The organism is Streptomyces sp. CNH287 (assembly GCF_000424825.1).
Genome location: NZ_AUKQ01000005.1, coordinates 595875 through 612513 on the forward strand (window position 1 = coordinate 595875; position 16639 = coordinate 612513).

The 16639-nt window shown below is 69.7% G+C and carries 15 protein-coding genes and 1 tRNA gene; 11 read left to right on the forward strand and 5 right to left on the reverse strand.

What is annotated here, in order from left to right; genetic code table 11:
* Window positions 1–25: 25 nt before the first annotated feature.
* From H299_RS0109105 to H299_RS0109125, 4 genes are all read right to left on the reverse strand, one after another.
* Window positions 26–292 carry a hypothetical protein gene (locus tag H299_RS0109105; protein ID WP_158692305.1) on the reverse strand — a complete coding sequence of 89 codons (267 nt, stop codon included), beginning with the start codon at window positions 290–292 and terminating at the stop codon, window positions 26–28.
* A gap of 96 nt (window positions 293–388) precedes the next feature.
* Window positions 389–1186: a GntR family transcriptional regulator gene (locus H299_RS38180; protein WP_078512573.1), complete on the reverse strand. Its 798-nt coding sequence runs from the start codon at window positions 1184–1186 to the stop codon at window positions 389–391.
* Window positions 1183–1791 (reverse strand): DUF6624 domain-containing protein, encoded by a 609-nt coding sequence (locus H299_RS33055; protein ID WP_158692306.1) that lies wholly within the window; start codon window positions 1789–1791, stop codon window positions 1183–1185. The genes H299_RS38180 and H299_RS33055 overlap by 4 nt, the downstream gene beginning before the upstream one ends.
* 228 nt (window positions 1792–2019) lie before the next feature.
* The gene (locus H299_RS0109125; protein ID WP_078512593.1) at window positions 2020–2853 is read right to left on the reverse strand and encodes an SAM-dependent methyltransferase; all 834 of its coding nucleotides are present in this window, start codon (window positions 2851–2853) and stop codon (window positions 2020–2022) included.
* Between the two features lie 841 nt (window positions 2854–3694).
* On the opposite strand from H299_RS0109125, the gene H299_RS33060 reads away from it, so the two are divergent.
* The 5 genes from H299_RS33060 to H299_RS0109155 all read left to right on the forward strand — a co-directional run bounded on the left by H299_RS33060 (window position 3695) and on the right by H299_RS0109155 (window position 9287).
* Window positions 3695–4939 carry a helix-turn-helix domain-containing protein gene (locus tag H299_RS33060; protein ID WP_051262248.1) on the forward strand — a complete coding sequence of 415 codons (1245 nt, stop codon included), beginning with the start codon at window positions 3695–3697 and terminating at the stop codon, window positions 4937–4939.
* Entirely contained in the window at window positions 4936–5808 is an 873-nt protein-coding gene (locus tag H299_RS0109140; protein WP_027748167.1) for an aminoglycoside phosphotransferase family protein, read from the forward strand. Before H299_RS33060 ends, H299_RS0109140 begins: the two co-directional genes overlap by 4 nt.
* Window positions 5809–6365: 557 nt before the next feature.
* A complete protein-coding gene (locus tag H299_RS0109145; protein ID WP_486587210.1) occupies window positions 6366–6812 on the forward strand; it encodes a lanthionine synthetase LanC family protein in 447 nt (148 codons plus the stop codon).
* 898 nt (window positions 6813–7710) lie between these two features.
* Window positions 7711–7914, forward strand: a complete 204-nt coding sequence (locus H299_RS0109150) for a helix-turn-helix domain-containing protein (RefSeq protein ID WP_027748169.1) — start codon at window positions 7711–7713, stop codon at window positions 7912–7914.
* On the forward strand, window positions 7911–9287 hold the full coding sequence (locus H299_RS0109155; protein WP_027748170.1) for an integrase: 1377 nt from the start codon (window positions 7911–7913) through the stop codon (window positions 9285–9287). The genes H299_RS0109150 and H299_RS0109155 overlap by 4 nt, the downstream gene beginning before the upstream one ends.
* Window positions 9288–9498: 211 nt before the next feature.
* Here H299_RS0109155 and H299_RS0109160 read toward each other — a convergent pair.
* A tRNA-Arg gene (locus H299_RS0109160) sits at window positions 9499–9570 on the reverse strand.
* 271 nt (window positions 9571–9841) lie between these two features.
* On the opposite strand from H299_RS0109160, the gene H299_RS0109165 reads away from it, so the two are divergent.
* The 6 genes from H299_RS0109165 to thrB all read left to right on the forward strand — a co-directional run bounded on the left by H299_RS0109165 (window position 9842) and on the right by thrB (window position 16404).
* A complete protein-coding gene (locus H299_RS0109165; RefSeq protein WP_486587204.1) occupies window positions 9842–10303 on the forward strand; it encodes a response regulator in 462 nt (153 codons plus the stop codon).
* 89 nt (window positions 10304–10392) lie between these two features.
* The gene (locus tag H299_RS0109170; protein WP_027748172.1) at window positions 10393–11208 is read left to right on the forward strand and encodes an arginine--tRNA ligase; all 816 of its coding nucleotides are present in this window, start codon (window positions 10393–10395) and stop codon (window positions 11206–11208) included.
* Between the two features lie 17 nt (window positions 11209–11225).
* Window positions 11226–12617, forward strand: coding sequence for a diaminopimelate decarboxylase (lysA, locus tag H299_RS0109175; RefSeq protein WP_027748173.1), 1392 nt, complete (start codon window positions 11226–11228; stop codon window positions 12615–12617).
* A 148-nt stretch (window positions 12618–12765) separates the two neighbouring features.
* Window positions 12766–14058 carry a homoserine dehydrogenase gene (locus tag H299_RS0109180; protein WP_027748174.1) on the forward strand — a complete coding sequence of 431 codons (1293 nt, stop codon included), beginning with the start codon at window positions 12766–12768 and terminating at the stop codon, window positions 14056–14058.
* A gap of 26 nt (window positions 14059–14084) precedes the next feature.
* Entirely contained in the window at window positions 14085–15209 is a 1125-nt protein-coding gene (gene thrC, locus H299_RS0109185; protein WP_027748175.1) for a threonine synthase, read from the forward strand.
* A 250-nt stretch (window positions 15210–15459) separates the two neighbouring features.
* A complete protein-coding gene (gene thrB, locus H299_RS0109190) occupies window positions 15460–16404 on the forward strand; it encodes a homoserine kinase (protein WP_027748176.1) in 945 nt (314 codons plus the stop codon).
* The last annotated feature ends 235 nt before the right edge of the window (window positions 16405–16639 follow it).

Consider the following 16639-nt stretch of genomic DNA (forward strand, 5'->3'; position numbering starts at 1 on the left):
CGCCGTGCGCGGCGGCCGGCTGGTGCTAGGGGGTCGGGGTGTAGGGGCGGCGGGCGCAGAGCGTTTCGCGGGGGGCGAGGCGGTAGGTGACCCCGCCCTCGAAGAGCAGGAACTTCTCGGCGCCGGGCGTCTTGCGCATGTCGCGCACGGTGCGCTCGGCGCCGTGGACGTGGACCAGATCGCCGATCCGGATGGAGTCCACGCCCACCGTGAGCAGCTCATACACCGTTGTCGGGTCCGCTGGTGGAGTGCGGGCGTGCTGCGGGGTCCGGCTGTGGGATGGCTCGGTCATGACGGGGGCTCCAGCTGACGTTGGTGGGGTTGGGTCTCCAGAGCAGAGCGGCCCAGCGGAACCGCCGTCCTGGACGGTGGTCTGCGGGGGCGGGGATCATTCCGGCTTCAACGGAGGTGTCCGGTGGGGGACGAGGACGCCGCGGCCGGGCACGTACTCCAGGGCGCCTTCTTGCCGCAGGTCGCACAGCGCATGGCGAATTGTCTCGGTGGAGACCGTGAGGTCCGCTGCCAGGTGTTTTGCCTTCAGCCGGGCGCCCGGGGGGTAGATGCCGGAAGCGAGGCGCTCGCGCAGGCGTTGGGCGATGTAGTGGCGCAAGGAGGGCGGCCACGGCCTGCCGGGGGCTGTGACCCGGTGAAGCCGCGGACGGCACGAGGACTCGACGAGCCCTTCGTCACGAAGCATGCGCAGCGCGGTGGTGAGCGCTTGGCCGGGGGCCGCCCCGTGGTCCTGGCGCAGGGCGGAGAACGTCACGAGGTGTCCGGGCCGCCACCGGCCCTCAGCGATCCGGGCGCGGACCGAGGCCGCGATCTGCTGCGCCTGCGCAGCGCTCTGCCGGGCACGCTCGTGTTCTTCCTCGGCACGGACGACGGCCTCCAGAGCATCAAGCGCTGCGCGGAGCCGACGGGCGAGCGCCACGGCCCGCTGCTCCTGGAGCCCTTCCGTCGGGGCGTCGTATCCGATCTCGTCAGCGAGCTGGGTGACCGCAGTCTCCAGAGCAAGTCGTACCGCCGGTGAGGCGGCACCACGGTGCTGCCTGGCGTACGGGATCAACTGTTGTGCGTGAGAAGTCAGTTCGGTGACAGTTGCAGGCCCGCGCAGACGGCGCAGCGCCGCGACCACGGCTGCCCGCATCACGGCAGTCTCCACCGGTACAGGGTCCGGAACCGTCATCGCCCCGCCTCCTCCGTCCCGCTCGCGTCCACGAGCGCCATGACGTGGGCGGCGGACTGAGTCATTCGCCGCAGGTACTCGCTGTAGGGGCCGAGTCCGACGCTGGCACGACGCGAATCGAGATCCTCGGGGTGATGGACCAGATAGGGCTGGGGGACGCCGCCGACCCACCGCACCCGTGTGCCGTAGGGCTGCGGGCACCCGGCAGCGACGGCGCAGGCATCCTCCAAGACCGCGGCGTGCGCGGCCGGGCACCTGCCGGCCCCTACCGCGGCGGCGACCAACTGGCGACAGCGGGCGAGGAAGGCGGCATCCCCGTGCAGGGCGATGGTGAGCGCCGCGATCGACGCTTCTTCGCCGACCTGCTCCGTCGTGGGCCAGCCGTAGGCGTCCACGATCGCGCGCAAGGCCCTGAGATTCTCCTGCCGCCCGGCTGCGTATTCGCGGGCGCTGTCGGAGTGCGGTGTTGAGGCGGCTGTTCGGAGCGCCAGACGGCCTCGATAGGCCAACTCGGCAGCTGCGCCTTCCGGCAGGGTCTCCACACTCTGCGGAAGGGGCGTCGTTCCCGTGGGGTCAGTGCGGGCGGATCCGGGGTGGTTGGTCACTGTGCCTCCCAAGGGGAGTCGGTGTCGGGGGTAGTGGTGTGGGAGAGAGTTGTCGCAGGTGGTGGGTGGTGAGGTAGCTGCTCGGATCGCCAGATGGCCGCCCGAACCTGCAGGAGGTGGGGAGGCCGCCGGGGCGCTGCCCGTGCTGACGCCCAGGGGGGAGCACCGGGCGGCGGCGGGAGTGGCTTCGCCCCGGCGGCGGCTTGGAGGGCGGTTCGCGGAGTGGGCCTAGGGTTTGATGCCGACTCCGGCCAGGAGGCTGACGTCGGCATCCGGGACCCCGGCGACAGTGCCGGGGCTGGTGGGGTGCCAGCGGTGCCCCACCGCGATCCCGGGCTCAAGGAGGTTCATGCCCTGGAAGAAGGAGGTGACCTCTCCTCGGGTGCGCACCTGGGCACGGACGCCGGCCCGCCGGTAGATGCCGACGACCTGATCCCAGGTGGCCGGGTCGAAGTCGCCCGTGCAGTGGGAGAGGATCAGAGCGGATCCGGAGGGCAGGGTGTCCATCAGGCGTCGGACGATGCCGTAGGGATCCTGGCTGTCGGTCAAAAAGTGCAGGATGGCCACCAGGCTGAGCGCGACCGGCCGGGATAGGTCCAGATCCCCCGTCACTCTCCCCACCAGGTCCGGCGCGGTGATGTCCGCCTCCACGTAGGAGGTGCTCCCCTGCGCGGAACTGGTGAGCAGCGCGCGGGCGTGGGTGAGGACGACAGGGTCGTTGTCGACGTAGACGACCCGGGCGGCCGGGAGGACGCCTTGGACCACCTCGTGCAGATTGGGCCGGGTGGGGATACCGGTGCCGATGTCGAGGAACTGCCGGATGCCGTACTCCGCGGCCAGCAGTCTCGTGGCGCGGAGCATGAAGTCGCGGTTTTGCTGGGCACACGTGCGGATACTCGGAAACGCCTGGAGGACCTGCTCGGCCGCCGCCTGGTCAACCAGGTAGTGGGACTTCCCGCCCAGGTAGAAGTCGTACATCCGCGCCGGATGTGCCTCGCCCAACCCCAGATCACGTGGGCACGCGGAGCCGCTGTCCCCGGCGCTGGGCTGCTGATCGGTCATGATCATCTCCGAGATGGGCTCGTGGGCGGTGCTGGGTGAACGACGAGATCGCCGACAATGCCGTCGTCGCCTTTGATATCCGGTTGGCCTGCACGGACTCCCCAGACGTGGGTCAGGCATTCGATCAACCCGGTGGTGTGTGCCTGCCCCGGGCTCCGGCGCGCCGAGGTACGCGCCGGTGAGTAAGGGTGAGGCCGGGGCAGGAGCTGAAGAGGGGCACGGCTGTCCTTCAGCCGGCCCAGCGCCCGAATGAACGACGGGCCGCCCCCACGGTGTCGCAGTGCAGCGGACCGACCCGAATGACCGGTCCTGAGCCCCCGTGCACGCAGGCCGCCCATGGATTCGCTGCTTGCCGCCCGATGTCCATCCAGATCACGCTGACTCTGCGCGATCAGCACACCTTCTTGGCCGTCAGCACCGTGACGGGGTGGTGAAGAGAGCATGTGCTGCTGCCTTCCTCTGAGGATTGCGTCGGGAGGGAACCGGCCACGAACCAGCAGGCTGGTGGGGGCATTGCCGTCTGCGGAGTCTCGGCTACCTGTGCTCACCGTGGCCGTGATCACACGAAAGAGCACATGCCCCGGCGGAATACCATTCCCCGGTGGAATACTGACTGCTGAGAGCCTGTGACCCTCGGAAGCCAACTGAGACACCACATGAGGGGGTGTGGAGGGGTATGGGTAGGACGGTGCGGAGGTGCCACGACTGCGGGACCGCACTGAGCCGCCACGACCAGTTCGTGCTCTGCACGGCATGCAGTGGAGTCTGCGCGTCTGATGCGCCGCAGCCAGTGATCCCCGACGCGGTATGGGACGCACCCCGAGTGCAGGCAGCTCTGCGAGTGCTGGACTTTCCCCAGCTCTTCCGCAGCCTGCGTGAACTCACCGGATTGCGCCAGGCAGACCTGGGCGCGCTCATCGGTGAGAGTCAGGTCTTCTGGTCGCGCACCGAATCGGGCCTCCGTCGCCTCACCCACATCGACGCGATCACCACCGTCCTCGAACGGCTGGGCACACCACCGGAGATGGTGCACATCCCTCTCCGCACCAACACGGTCCGCTCACCGAAGAGCCGCGTCGACCAGGCAGCCGCCGATTCTGCTCTCTTCATCGAGAACCTCGGCGCAGCCACTACGAGCGGACATGAACTGAATGCCCTGGCCTACGAACTCTCGCGGATCTCCACCGCCTACGTCCACGGGCCGCTGCTGCCACTTGTCGACGATCTTGTCGCCGCCCGCGACCGGGTCTTCGCACTCCTCAAAGAGCGCCAACGCCCAGGGCACCTTCGCGACCTGTTCCTTTTGGGCGGCATCAGCTGCCTGCTGCTGGCACACGCATCCCAGAATCTCGGGCAGGAGAAGGCTGCGCACACCCAAGCGAACACCGCTTTGACCCTTGCGGAGGAGGCCGATCACAGCGGACTGCGCGCATGGACGCAGGGCACTGTTGCGCTGATCTCCGAATGGTCCCCTCGGCACCGTCTCGCCCTCAAGCTCGCTGTCGAGGCGGACCGATATTCGCCGCCGGGGGAGGGTCGCATCCGCATCGCGGCCATCGAAGCCCGCACCGCCGCACGCATCGGAGACCACCGCCGAGCCCGCTCCGCGCTGGAGCGCATGCTGCGCGCACAGGAACAGGAGCCCGCAGAAGATGACATCACCACCTTCGGCGGACTGCTCACCTTCCCGCGGGCGAAGCAGGACTTCTATACGGGAGCCACCTATGGGCTGCTGCGCGACCATGAGAAGGCAATGGAGTTCGCCACCGCTGCCATCGACCAGTACGCGCGGGGGCGCCCGGAGGATCGCTCCTACGGGGACGAAGCACTCGCCCACATCGACATGGCCACCGCGCTCGTCGCACTCGGACACCTCGACCAGGCGGCGACGCACCTTCAGCCCGTACTCGACCTGCCGCCCGAGCGGCGAATCCGGCAGTTGGCCACGGCCCTTGAGCGGGTGCGGGAGGAGCTGAACACCCCCGCGGTCGCCACCCGGCCGCTCGCGCAGGAGCTGGCCCGGGCCACGCAGGAGTTCCAAGGACGTGAGTCCGGTGGGACCGCGGCGGTACGGTCCCTCATGTGACCCCACCGCACTTCACTGTCGTGGCCGACGCATCCCGGTCCCTCGGCCTGGACTGCCAGGAAATGGCACTCCTCCATCAGCACGCCACCGGCGTGTACCTGCTGCCCCGCTCGCAAGTCGTGGTCCGGGTCGTCCCGGCCGAGACCGCCGTTGCGGCGGAGACCAGCATCCGACTCCTGCGCTGGCTGACCGGGCTGGGCTTCCCGGCCACTGAGCCGCTGGATGTCCCACAGCCCATCTCCGCGCGGGAGGTTGTCCTGACCTTCTGGCGCCACTATCCGCAGCGGGGAAGGCCCAAGCCCTCCGCCGGGCATCTAGGGGCACTTCTCCGCGACCTTCACCAACTGCCTCCACCTCCAGTGCCCCTCGCGCCGTTCCGGCCGCTGGCCAGTCTGCGGAAGTCCGTCTCCCGCAGCACCTCGTTGCCCTCCCCGGCGCGCGACTGGCTCGAATCAGCAATCGAGACGTTACTAGCCGCATACGAACGCCTGGAGTTCCCCCTCGGTCATGGCTTCATCCACGGTGACGCCTACCCCGGCAACACCCTCTGGGACGGAGACCGGGCCATCCTGGGCGACTGGGACGAGGCCGCCGTCGGCCCGCGCGAACTCGACCTCGCCAACACCTTCCAAGGCGTCCGTTTCGGGCGCAGCCGAACAGAACTTGACGCGTTTCAGGCGGCCTACGGAGAGGCCATGCCGCCTGCGGGAACGCTCAGCATTTTGACGGACATGCGAGACCTCCACACCCTCGGCGCCTACATTCGGAAGGCCGACCGGGGGGACGCCGCAGCGACCGCGCAACTTGTACACCGACTCGACACGCTCCGAGCGGGAAGACGTGACGCCCGCTGGGACGCGGCATCGTAGGAAGGCGATGGACGCCGTCGCGAGCGACCCGCCCCCGACCCAGCGAAGGTTCGCCGTCCAGGCCGGACCCCTCCTGGCCTGGCGGCGATAGGGATCAGACCAAGAGCATCGCTGCCTGCCGAGGAGGCGTATCTGGCCGAGAGCGAGGGCCACGGCCGGAGGCATGCCTCAAAGCGGCGCCAGATCGGAAGGAGAGCGCAGTGCCCATCCGCTACCGTGGCCTGCGCTGACACCACGGACCCCACCGCCACCGCAGCACTTGTGGACTCCCTGTTCCACGATCCTGCCCCGCCGCTGCGAGCTGCAGGCCAGCTCGCAGATCGAGAGGGCGCCCATGTCCCCAGCGTGCCTCACCCCCATCGGAACCCGCCCGTGATGGTGGCTCCCCTCCCACCTCCACCAGCCGTCCAGGTCCCGGCCACCGGCCTCGCCCACGGCATCGCCGGGCCCTTTCGCGTCTCGCCGCCGCCCATCACGCCGGATACACCGTGCCGGGACAGCACGAGGCGATCCACGCCAGTCGAATGGCTCCTCACCTGGCAGACCCCGCAACGCACATGGCCGCCGCACATCGGCGGCACCCCCTCGATAACGGCCCAGAAGCCACCGCCAGCACGGAAGTGCGCACCACCGCATGGTGCTACGGAATGCCCGGCATCGCCACATCCCTCGCCGGCGCAGGACGCGCCGTCTGCGAACCCGCCTTCCACCGCACCGCGGATGAAGCCATGATCACCCTCGCCGCCCGGCCGTCGGACGAATGGGATACCGAAGGAACCGCCCTCTGCCACGGCGCAGGCGGCATCCTCCAAGCCGCCCACCGCTTCCTCCACTCGAGGCTGACGGAACACGAGGCCCGCGTCTCGTTGGTCGACGAACCGGCGTCCAGAGGAAAGGGATTCCTCACGGGGCGGGCAGGCGCGGCGCTGGTCCTGGCCGATTACGCGAGTCTGTTTCCCGGCGACACTCCCGATGCCTGGGCCTGTCTCATCGTGCTGCCCTAGACGTGCCTGACACGCGGGTCCGATGATGGCTTTCGCCCACGGCAGACGAGAAAGAGCCCCACGGGACTGGAACCATCGCCGGAGGCCATGTCAACGTACAACCTCCCGGAAACACCAAGTGAAAGACGTTCAAAGTGGGGGACGTCGACCCTGTTGGAATCCGACTTTACCCCTCCCAATCTGTGCGCAATGGTCCCGGCCAAGGAGGTTGATCCGTCAAAGTCCGTACTTCGTTCCCCTTACGTCCCCGCCCGACCCTCCTGGCGCTCAGTACCATGAATCGTGGAGTGCCCATCAGGCCGACGACTGCGGTTCTCCGTCCACCGCGCAGTGTCTCTACCGCTGCGCAACAGGGCCTTTTCGGCGGGGACCTTCTGCAGCGTGAGCGCCTCGACCGTGCAGTCCTCGCGCACATCGCTGTTCATCCCGGATCGGGAACTCGCAGCGTTGCCCGAGCGGTCGGCGCGAACGAGCGTCCCGTGGCCCCGCAGCCTCAGTCGCCCTACTGAAGATGGCCTCTTGGTATTCGTCACGGACGGCACTACCCCAGCACTTCGGGCGTACAAGCTGGCCACCTGAGCTTGAGTCTCTGCGGGTCAGCTCGTTGGCGAGGGGCGCAATATAGGCCACGATCCCCGGTTACCGAAACCGGGGTTCGTCTGGAGTATTTACGTCGTTCGCACCGGCTGCTTGGCGGTGGACCAGTGCGGGCAGCCACTCCAAACCCTGAGACGAAAGGAACGACCGCGCCCCACTGCCGACCTGCGTACGACCAGCGGCAGCTTAGCTAACCTGCAAGGAGCTCCTCAGTGCGTCCATCCGCGATACCCCCTGTCCCAGAACGGAACCCTGCATGTCCGTCTCTGAAAAAGCAGCAGATTTCGGACGGAGTCGCGAGGTGAATCGGGGCGAGAAGGGGGACGAGCTGCTGACCGTCGCCGAGGTGCTCGCGGAGCTGAAGAAGACTTCCCGCAGAACCTTCTACAGATGGCGCGAGTTGGGAACGGGGCCCACTGTACTGAAGCTCCCCAACGGCGAGTTGCGTGTCTGGCGCAGTGCGCTCATGGAATGGCTGCGTGAGAGAGAGGAAGCTGCAGCTTGAAGACGACCGACGTTCGACTATGGGACGTCAGAAAGAAGACCCGTCAGGGGAGGGACACCTATGAGGTGCGCTGGGTTGTAGCAGGGCGCGAGGTGTCACGCTCCCGGCGCACCGTGGGCCTTGCCAACAAACTGCACGCCAAACTCCTCATGGCCCAGGAACGTGGTGAGCAGTTCGATACCGAGACGGGACTTCCTCCCTCGATGGAGGAAGCCGCGCCGGCCACCATGTGGTGGGGCTTCGCCCTGAAGTATCTCCGGATGAAGTGGCCCCATGCTGCACCCAACTATCGGGACGAGATCAACGAAGCGCTGACGAATGTCACGAAGGCCCTCGCGCCGCAACGCCCTGGGAAGCCGACGGACGAGGAGATGCAGCGAGCGCTTCGCGACTGGGTGTTCGTTCTTCCCGGCCCGGAGGATCGGCAACTTCCCCTGGAGGTAAGAGCAGTTGCCGACTGGCTGTCGCGCAATACTCCACCTCTTTCTGACCTGGCTAATCCAGCGGTCATGCGTCAGGTACTGGAAGTCCTCAAGCTGAAACTTGATGGGACGGCGGCGTCAAGTGAAACGTTCCGGCGAAAGCGCAAGGTCCTCGTTAACGCAATGAACTACGCCAAGGAACTGGGCGAGTTCGATGAGAACCCCGTCAATTCGGTGTCTGTGCAGAAGCCGTCGAGAGTTGTCCCAGTCGACCCGCGTGTCGTTGTCAACCCGAAGCAGGCGGCTGATCTGCTTGGCGCCGTCTCCTATGTTGGCGGCTATCGCAGGGCCCGAGGTCGACGACTCGTGGGCATGTTCGGCGGCATGTACTATGCCGGTTTGCGTCCGGCGGAGGCTGTGGGCCTGACCGTCCACGACTGTCATCTCCCGTCCGAGGGTTGGGGGATGGCGCATCTGAACAAGACGCGCCCGACGGTGGGGAAGAAGTGGACCAGGACGGGCGAGGTTCACGACGATCGGGGCCTGAAGAACCGGGAGCCGGAGGAAGTCCGGCCGACGCCGCTGCCGCCGATCCTCGTGTCGATGCTGCTGTACAGCATCGACACGTTCGGTGTGGCCGATGACGGCAGGATCTTCTTCAACGAGCGCGGCGGACTGGTGGGTTCAACAACCTACTCCCGTGTGTGGGCGGAGGCCCGCGAGTTCGGACTCCAGCCAGCGCTTGTCAATAGCCCGCTCGCAGATCGCCCCTATGACCTACGCCATTCCGCTCTGTCGACGTGGCTCAATGCCGGAGTTGATCCCACGGAGGTCGCCGAGCGCGCGGGCAATACGGTCGAGGTCCTATTGGCTCGCTATGCGAAGTGTCTTCACGGACGTCACGTTGTGGCCAATCAGCGCATCGAGAGCCTGCTGCTCGAATACGCGTGACGATCATCATCTTCGACACCCCGAGGCGATCGCCCCGGGGTGTTTCTTATGTACAGAATTATCCGCCTTGTGCAGGATGTCTGATCCCGCGCATGTCCCGCAGTGGCTGTCCTAGGGCTGCATTCGGTGGCATTCGGCTGCGCACAACAGCAGACCCCCTGATCTGGCGTACAGCCTGATCAGAGGGTCTTTTTGGCACTCAGCCTGCGAGTGCCCCCGGCAGGATTCGAACCTGCGCACACGGCTCCGGAGGCCGTTGCTCTATCCCCTGAGCTACGGGGGCGCGTCGTGTGGTGGCGACGGGTAGAACAGTACCAGTACGGAAGGGGTGCGCTGGAACGGGTTTCGCGGTCGGGGTCGGGTCCGGCCCGGTGGGCCGGGTGGGGTCGCCGCGCACGGTTGACGGGTTGACGGGCGGAGGCCCCGGGTTTGCGGGGTGGGGTGCCCGTGAGCAGGCGGAGAGGTGACCCGTACGGGGGCGGAAATGGGCAAAACCCGGACGCAGCCGGTCTCCCACGCCTACGCTTCTTGGCGTGCAGGGTGTGTACGGACGGGTGCTTGTTGTGGATGACAACAAGGTCATCCGCCAGCTGATCAAGGTCAATCTCGAGCTGGAGGGCTTCGAGGTTCTGACCGCGGACGATGGTGCCGAGTGTCTGGAGATCGTGCACCGGGTCCGTCCGGACGTGATCACCCTCGATGTCGTGATGCCCCGTCTGGACGGCCTGCGGACGGCCGAGCGGCTGTGGGCCGATCCGCGTACGCGGCACATCGGGGTCGCGATCGTGAGCGCGTGCACCCGGGCGGAGATCGAGGCGGAGCGCTCGCGGGGTGTGGACGCCGTGCTGGCGAAGCCGTTCGAGCCCACCGCGCTGGTCGCGATGGTGCGGCGGCTGGCGAGCGGAGCGCAGGGCGCACGGGGTGCGCGGGGTGCGGCGCCGGCCGAGGGTCTGCCGCTGCCGGGGGACGGCACGCAGGGCGGCGGTCCCGAGCCCGTCGTACGGCCGCTGCGCTGAGCGACGGAGGCGGAGCGGGGAGGTCCGGGTCATCCCGGTACGTGAAACCCGTTCGCCTACCCCCACCCCCTGTCCCATACGCTTGTCCCGTGACACCCGCCCAGCTCTCCCGCACCGTGCTGCTCTCGCTGCACGGTGTGGTCGACGACGCCGGGTCGCGGGTGGAGCTGCCCGAGCGGGTGGTGGTCGAGTCGCCCCCGCGCCGAGGCGGCGGGGACTACGCGACGGGCGTGCTGCTGCGGCTGGGCCGACGGCGGGCGGGCGCGTACGCGGAGCGGCTCGCGCGCAGGCTGGAGCGGGAGCCCGGGATCGGCCGGGTGGAGATCACCGGGCCGGGTTTCGTCAACGTCACGCTGGACGCGGGAGGACGGGCCGCGCTGGTGGCGTCGCTGGCCGCATCGGCCGCCTCCGCATCTGACCGCCCCGCCCGCGACGCCGCGCGCTGGGCCGCAGCGACCGGCGGGGCACCGGAGACGCTGCTGGTACGGACGCACGCCAGCCCGCTCTTCCGGGTGCAGTACGCGCACGCCCGCGCCCGTGCGCTGCTGCGCAACGGTGCCGCGCTCGGCGTACGCCCCTCGGTGGCCCCCGCGCCCCGGCACGCCTCCACGACCCCTGCCCCGCCCCCCTACCCCTACGACGCCCCCGCCGAGCGCGCCCTGCTCGCGCTGCTCGCCGACCACGCCAGGGTCGCCGCGTCGGCGCCGCCCGCCGCCCACGCCCGCCATCTGGCGGCCGTCGCCGACGCCTTCTTCGACGCGCACGACGCCTGCCCGCCCCTGCCCCGGGGGGACCAGAAACCCTCGGCCGCCCACCGCTCCCGGCTGGCCCTCGCCGAGGCCGCCGGATCGGTGCTGGCCGGTGGCCTCACCCAGCTCGGCGTCACCGCACCCGCACACCTCTGAGGGGATCAGAGCAGACCATGAGCCGTTCCGCGCACCCCGCCGGGCCCCGCCACGCCGACGTACTGCCCGAGGGGCACTACACCGCGCCGCCCGCCGACCTCAACGCCCTCGACCCGCGCGTCTGGGCCCGCACCGTCGACCGTACGCCCGAGGGCGCCGTCACCCTGGGCGGCCTCGACGTACGCCGGCTCGCCGAGGAGTTCGGCACCCCCGCCTACTTCCTCGACGAGAGCGACTTCCGCGCCCGCTGCCGCGCCTGGCGCGACGCCTTCGGCGACGAGGCCGACGTCTTCTACGCCGGGAAGGCGTTCCTCTCCCGGGCCGTCGTGCGCTGGCTGTACGAGGAGGGCCTCAACCTCGACGTGTGCTCGCAGGGTGAGCTGACCACCGCGCTCGCCGCCGGTATGCCCCCGGAGCGCATCGCGCTGCACGGGAACAACAAGTCGAACGACGAGATCCGCCGCGCCGTCGAGTGCGGCGTCGGGCGGATCGTCCTGGACTCCTTCCAGGAGATTGTCCGGGTCGCGCACATCGCGGGGCAGCTGGGCAGGCGGCAGCCCGTACAGATCCGGGTGACCGTCGGCGTCGAGGCGCACACCCACGAGTTCATCGCCACCGCGCACGAGGACCAGAAGTTCGGCATCGCGCTCGCCGACGGGCAGGCGGCGGAGGCGGTGCGCCGGGTGCTCCAGTTGGAGAGCCTGCAGCTGATCGGCATCCACTCGCACATCGGTTCGCAGATCTTCGACACCTCGGGGTTCGAGGTCGCCGCGCACCGTGTGGTCGAACTGCTGCGGCAGGTCCGGGACGAGCACGGGGTGGAGCTGCCCGAGATCGACCTCGGCGGCGGGCTCGGCATCGCGTACACCTCGGAGGACGACCCGCGCGAGCCGCACGAGATCGCCAAGGCGCTGGGCGCCATCGTCACCCGCGAGTGCGAGGGCGCCGGGCTGTCGGTGCCCCGGCTGTCGGTCGAGCCGGGCCGGGCCATCGCCGGGCCGACCGCGTTCACCCTCTACGAGGTGGGCACGGTCAAGCCGCTGGCGGGCCTGCGTACGTACGTCAGCGTGGACGGCGGCATGTCGGACAACATCCGCACCGCGCTCTATGACGCCGAGTACACCGTGTCCCTGGTCTCCCGCGCCTCCGACGCGGGGCCGATGCTGGCGCGCGTGGTCGGCAAGCACTGCGAGAGCGGTGACATCGTCGTACGGGACGCCTTCCTGCCCGCCGACCTGGCGCCCGGCGACCTGATCGCGGTGCCCGCCACCGGCGCGTACTGCCGCTCGATGGCCAGCAACTACAACCACGCGCTGCGCCCGCCGGTGGTCGCGGTGCGGGACGGCGAGGCGCGGGTGATCGTGCGGCGGGAGACGGAGGAGGATCTGATGAGCCTCGACGTCGGCTGACAGGGGCCGCAGAGCCGGGGAACCAGGCGGTCGCCGTCACCGGCGGTGTCGCCCACCGAGACATGTGTCCCACATACTGAACCGGGCGTGGAATCTCCCGGTCCGTGCGTGAGACTGAGTGCACACGATGGACAAGTGAGTGAGGTCAATGATGCGTACGCGTCCGCTGAAGGTGGCGCTGCTGGGCTGTGGAGTCGTCGGCTCAGAGGTGGCACGCATCATGACGACGCACGCGGACGATCTCGCCGCCCGCATCGGCGCGCCCGTCGAACTGGCCGGGGTGGCCGTGCGCCGCCCCGGGCGGGTCCGCGAGGGCATCGACCCGGAGCTGGTGACCACGGACGCCGCCGCCCTGGTGCGGCGCGAGGACGTGGACGTCGTCGTGGAGGTGATCGGCGGCATCGAACCGGCCCGTGGCCTGATCACCGCCGCCTTCGAGCACGGCGCCAGCGTCGTGACGGCCAACAAGGCGCTGCTCGCCGAGGACGGCTCCACGCTCCACGAGACGGCCGAGAAGCACGGTGCGGACCTCTACTTCGAGGCCGCCGTAGCCGCCGCGATCCCGCTGGTGCGCCCGCTGCGCGAGTCGCTGGCCGGCGACAAGGTCAACCGCGTGCTCGGCATCGTCAACGGCACCACCAACTTCATCCTCGACCGGATGGCGACCAGCGGCGCGGGCTACAACGAGGCGCTGGAGGAGGCCACCGCCCTCGGTTACGCCGAGGCCGACCCCACCGCCGACGTCGAGGGCTTCGACGCCGCCGCCAAGGCCGCGATCCTGGCCGGCATCGCCTTCCACACCCGCGTGCGCCTGGACGACGTGCACCGCGAGGGTCTGACCGACGTCAGCGCCGCGGACATCGCCTCCGCGAAGCGCATGGGCTGCACGGTCAAGCTGCTCGCCATCTGCGAGCGCGCCGCCGACGGCCGGTCCGTCACGGCCCGCGTGCACCCGGCGATGATCCCGCTCAGCCACCCGCTCGCCTCCGTGCGCGAGGCGTACAACGCCGTCTTCGTCGAGGCGGACGCGGCCGGGCAGCTGATGTTCTACGGCCCGGGCGCGGGCGGCGCGCCGACCGCCTCCGCGGTGCTGGGCGACCTCGTGGCGGCCTGCCGCAACAAGGTCAACGGGGCCCGCGGGCCCGGCGAGTCCGCGTACGCGCAGCTGGCGGTGGAGCCGATGGGCGAGGTCGTCACGCGCTACCACATCAGCCTGGACGTCGCCGACAAACCCGGCGTGCTCGCCCAGGTCGCCACGGTCTTCGCGGAGCACGGTGTCTCCATCGACACCGTCCGTCAGCAGGGCAAGGACGGCGACGCCTGGCTGGTCGTCGTCACGCACCGGGCTCCGGACGCGGCGCTGAGCGCGACCGTCGGGGCGCTGCGCAATCTGGACACCGTACGCGGCGTCGCGAGCATCATGCGGGTCGAAGGGGAGTAAGGGAAGCGATGAGCATCATGGAACGAATGTCCACCGTGTCCGAGGCGGGTCCTGGGGCCCTCGGCGGCACCGGCGCCCCCGCGGGCACCTCCCGGCAGTGGCGCGGCATCATCGAGGAGTACCGCGACCGGCTCCCCGTGGACCCGGACGCCGAGATCGTGAGCCTCCGCGAGGGCGGCACCCCGCTGGTGCCCGCCCGGGTGCTCTCCGAGCGCACCGGCTGCGACGTGCACCTCAAGGTGGAGGGCGCCAACCCCACCGGTTCGTTCAAGGACCGCGGGATGACGATGGCCATCACCGAGGCCAAGGCCGCGGGCGCACAGGCCGTCATCTGCGCCTCGACCGGCAACACGAGCGCCTCGGCCGCCGCGTACGCGGTGCGCGCCGGGATGGTCTGCGCCGTGCTGGTGCCGCAGGGCAAGATCGCGCTGGGCAAGATGGGCCAGGCCCTGGTGCACGGCTCGCAGATCCTCCAGGTCGACGGGAACTTCGACGACTGCCTCACCCTCGCCCGCGGCCTCTCCGAGAAGTACCCGGTCGCACTGGTGAATTCGGTGAACCCGGCCCGGATCGAGGGCCAGAAGACCGCCGCCTTCGAGATCGTCGACATGCTGGGCGACGCGCCGGACATCCACGTCCTCCCGGTCGGCAACGCGGGCAACATCACCGCCTACTGGAAGGGCTACGGCGAGTACGCGGACGGCGCCTCCGCCCCCGCCACCCGCACCCCCCGCATGTGGGGCTACCAGGCGTCCGGCGCCGCGCCCCTGGTGCACGGCGCGCCGGTGCGCGAGCCGAGCACGATCGCCACCGCGATTCGCATCGGCAACCCCGCCTCCTGGACTTTGGCCGAGCAGGCGCGCGACGAGTCGGGCGGCTTCATCGACTCCGTGACCGACCGTCAGATCCTGCGCGCCTACCGGCTGTTGGCCGCCGAGGAGGGCGTGTTCGTGGAGCCCGCCTCGGCCGCCTCGGTGGCCGGCCTGCTCCAGGCGGCCGAGCAGGGCCTGGTCGACCCGGGCCAGCGCATCGTCTGCACGGTCACGGGCAACGGCCTCAAGGACCCGGACTGGGCCGTCGCCGGAGCCCCGCAGCCGATGACCGTACCGGTCGACGCGGACGCCGCCGCGGAGCGCCTCGGCCTGGCGTGACGCCCGGCGTGACGTCCCGGCGCGTCCGCACCGCGGCGAGCCGAGCGCACGGGGCCGCCGCGAAACGCATCATGCGCCTCCCGTGCGCCCTATGTCGCCAGACAACCTTCCTTGGATAGGCTGGCATTCACCCCGGTCCCACGCATGTACGACACTGCGTCGGGTCAGCGACCGGTCCGGTATGACTGCCGCGGTCCGCTGGGGAGTCTGTGCAAGCAATCCGTAGTCCGATGAGGAGAGTCATCGAGAGATGGCCGGTCCCGCCTTCCGCGCAGCCGCTGTCAGGGTGCGCGTTCCCGCCACCAGCGCCAATCTCGGCCCCGGTTTCGACGCCCTGGGGCTGGCGCTGGGGCTCTACGACGACGTGGTGGTCCGCGTCGCCGAGTCCGGCTTGCACATCGACATCGCGGGTGAGGGCGCCGAGACCCTCCCGCGCGACGAGGACCACTTGCTCGTACGGTCGCTCCGTACGGCGTTCGACCTGCTCGGCGGCCAGCCGCGCGGCCTCGAGGTGGTCTGCGCGAACCGCATCCCGCACGGGCGCGGGCTCGGTTCCTCCTCGGCTGCGATCTGCGCGGGCATCATGGCCGCCCGCGCGGTGACCACGGGCGGCGAGGCCCGGCTGGACGACGCCGCGCTGCTGGAACTGGCCACCGAGATCGAGGGCCACCCGGACAACGTCGCCGCCTGCCTGCTGGGCGGCTTCACGCTGGCCTGGACGGAGGCGGGGGCGGCCCGCGCGATCCGGATGACGCCCGCCGAATCCATCGTCCCGGTGGTCTTCGTGCCGGCGAAGCCGCTGCTCACGGAGACGGCAAGAGGCCTGCTGCCGCGTACCGTTCCGCATGTGGACGCGGCGGCGAACGCGGGCCGTGCGGCGCTGCTCGTGGAGGCGCTCACCAGGCGTCCCGAGCTGCTGCTGCCCGCGACGGAGGACCGGCTGCACCAGGAGTACCGGGCCCCGGCCATGGAGGAGAGCGCGGCGCTGGTCAACCGTCTGCGCTCGGACGGCGTCCCAGCGGTTATCTCGGGCGCGGGCCCGACGGTCCTGGCCCTGGCCGAGGGCGACGCGGCCGACAAGATCGCACGACTGGCGGGGGAGCACTGGACGGCCAACCGGCTGACGCTCGACAGCTCAGGGGCGTGCGTCCTGCCGCTCACGGCGGGGGGCGCGGGGGGCGGCGCGGCGCAGTGACAGCTGATTGCCGGTCGTGGAGAGGGGGAATGTTTGGAGAATCCGGTAGTGTTAACCTCAAGTCTGCACTCGCAGTCCCCTGGGTCGTACCTCAGGCCCGTAGAGTGCGGTGCTTGGTGTCCCTGTCAGGGACCACCCCTTCTTCCGGGAGCCTCCCACACTGCCTGAGCAGCCTGCCGAGCAGTGCCGTGCACGCTCCGGAATCGGTGTGATGGACACATGTCACTGAATCACG

Coding starts and splice junctions, on each gene's coding strand:
- H299_RS0109105 (WP_158692305.1), bottom strand. CDS start 292: ATGACCGAGCCATCCCACAGCCGGACCCCGCAGCACGCCCGCACTCCA.
- H299_RS38180 (WP_078512573.1), bottom strand. CDS start 1,186: ATGACGGTTCCGGACCCTGTACCGGTGGAGACTGCCGTGATGCGGGCA.
- H299_RS0109125 (WP_078512593.1), bottom strand. CDS start 2,853: ATGACCGATCAGCAGCCCAGCGCCGGGGACAGCGGCTCCGCGTGCCCA.
- H299_RS0109145 (WP_486587210.1), top strand. CDS start 6,366: ATGGCCGCCGCACATCGGCGGCACCCCCTCGATAACGGCCCAGAAGCC.
- lysA (WP_027748173.1), top strand. CDS start 11,226: ATGAGCCGTTCCGCGCACCCCGCCGGGCCCCGCCACGCCGACGTACTG.
- H299_RS0109180 (WP_027748174.1), top strand. CDS start 12,766: ATGATGCGTACGCGTCCGCTGAAGGTGGCGCTGCTGGGCTGTGGAGTC.
- thrC (WP_027748175.1), top strand. CDS start 14,085: ATGTCCACCGTGTCCGAGGCGGGTCCTGGGGCCCTCGGCGGCACCGGC.
- thrB (WP_027748176.1), top strand. CDS start 15,460: ATGGCCGGTCCCGCCTTCCGCGCAGCCGCTGTCAGGGTGCGCGTTCCC.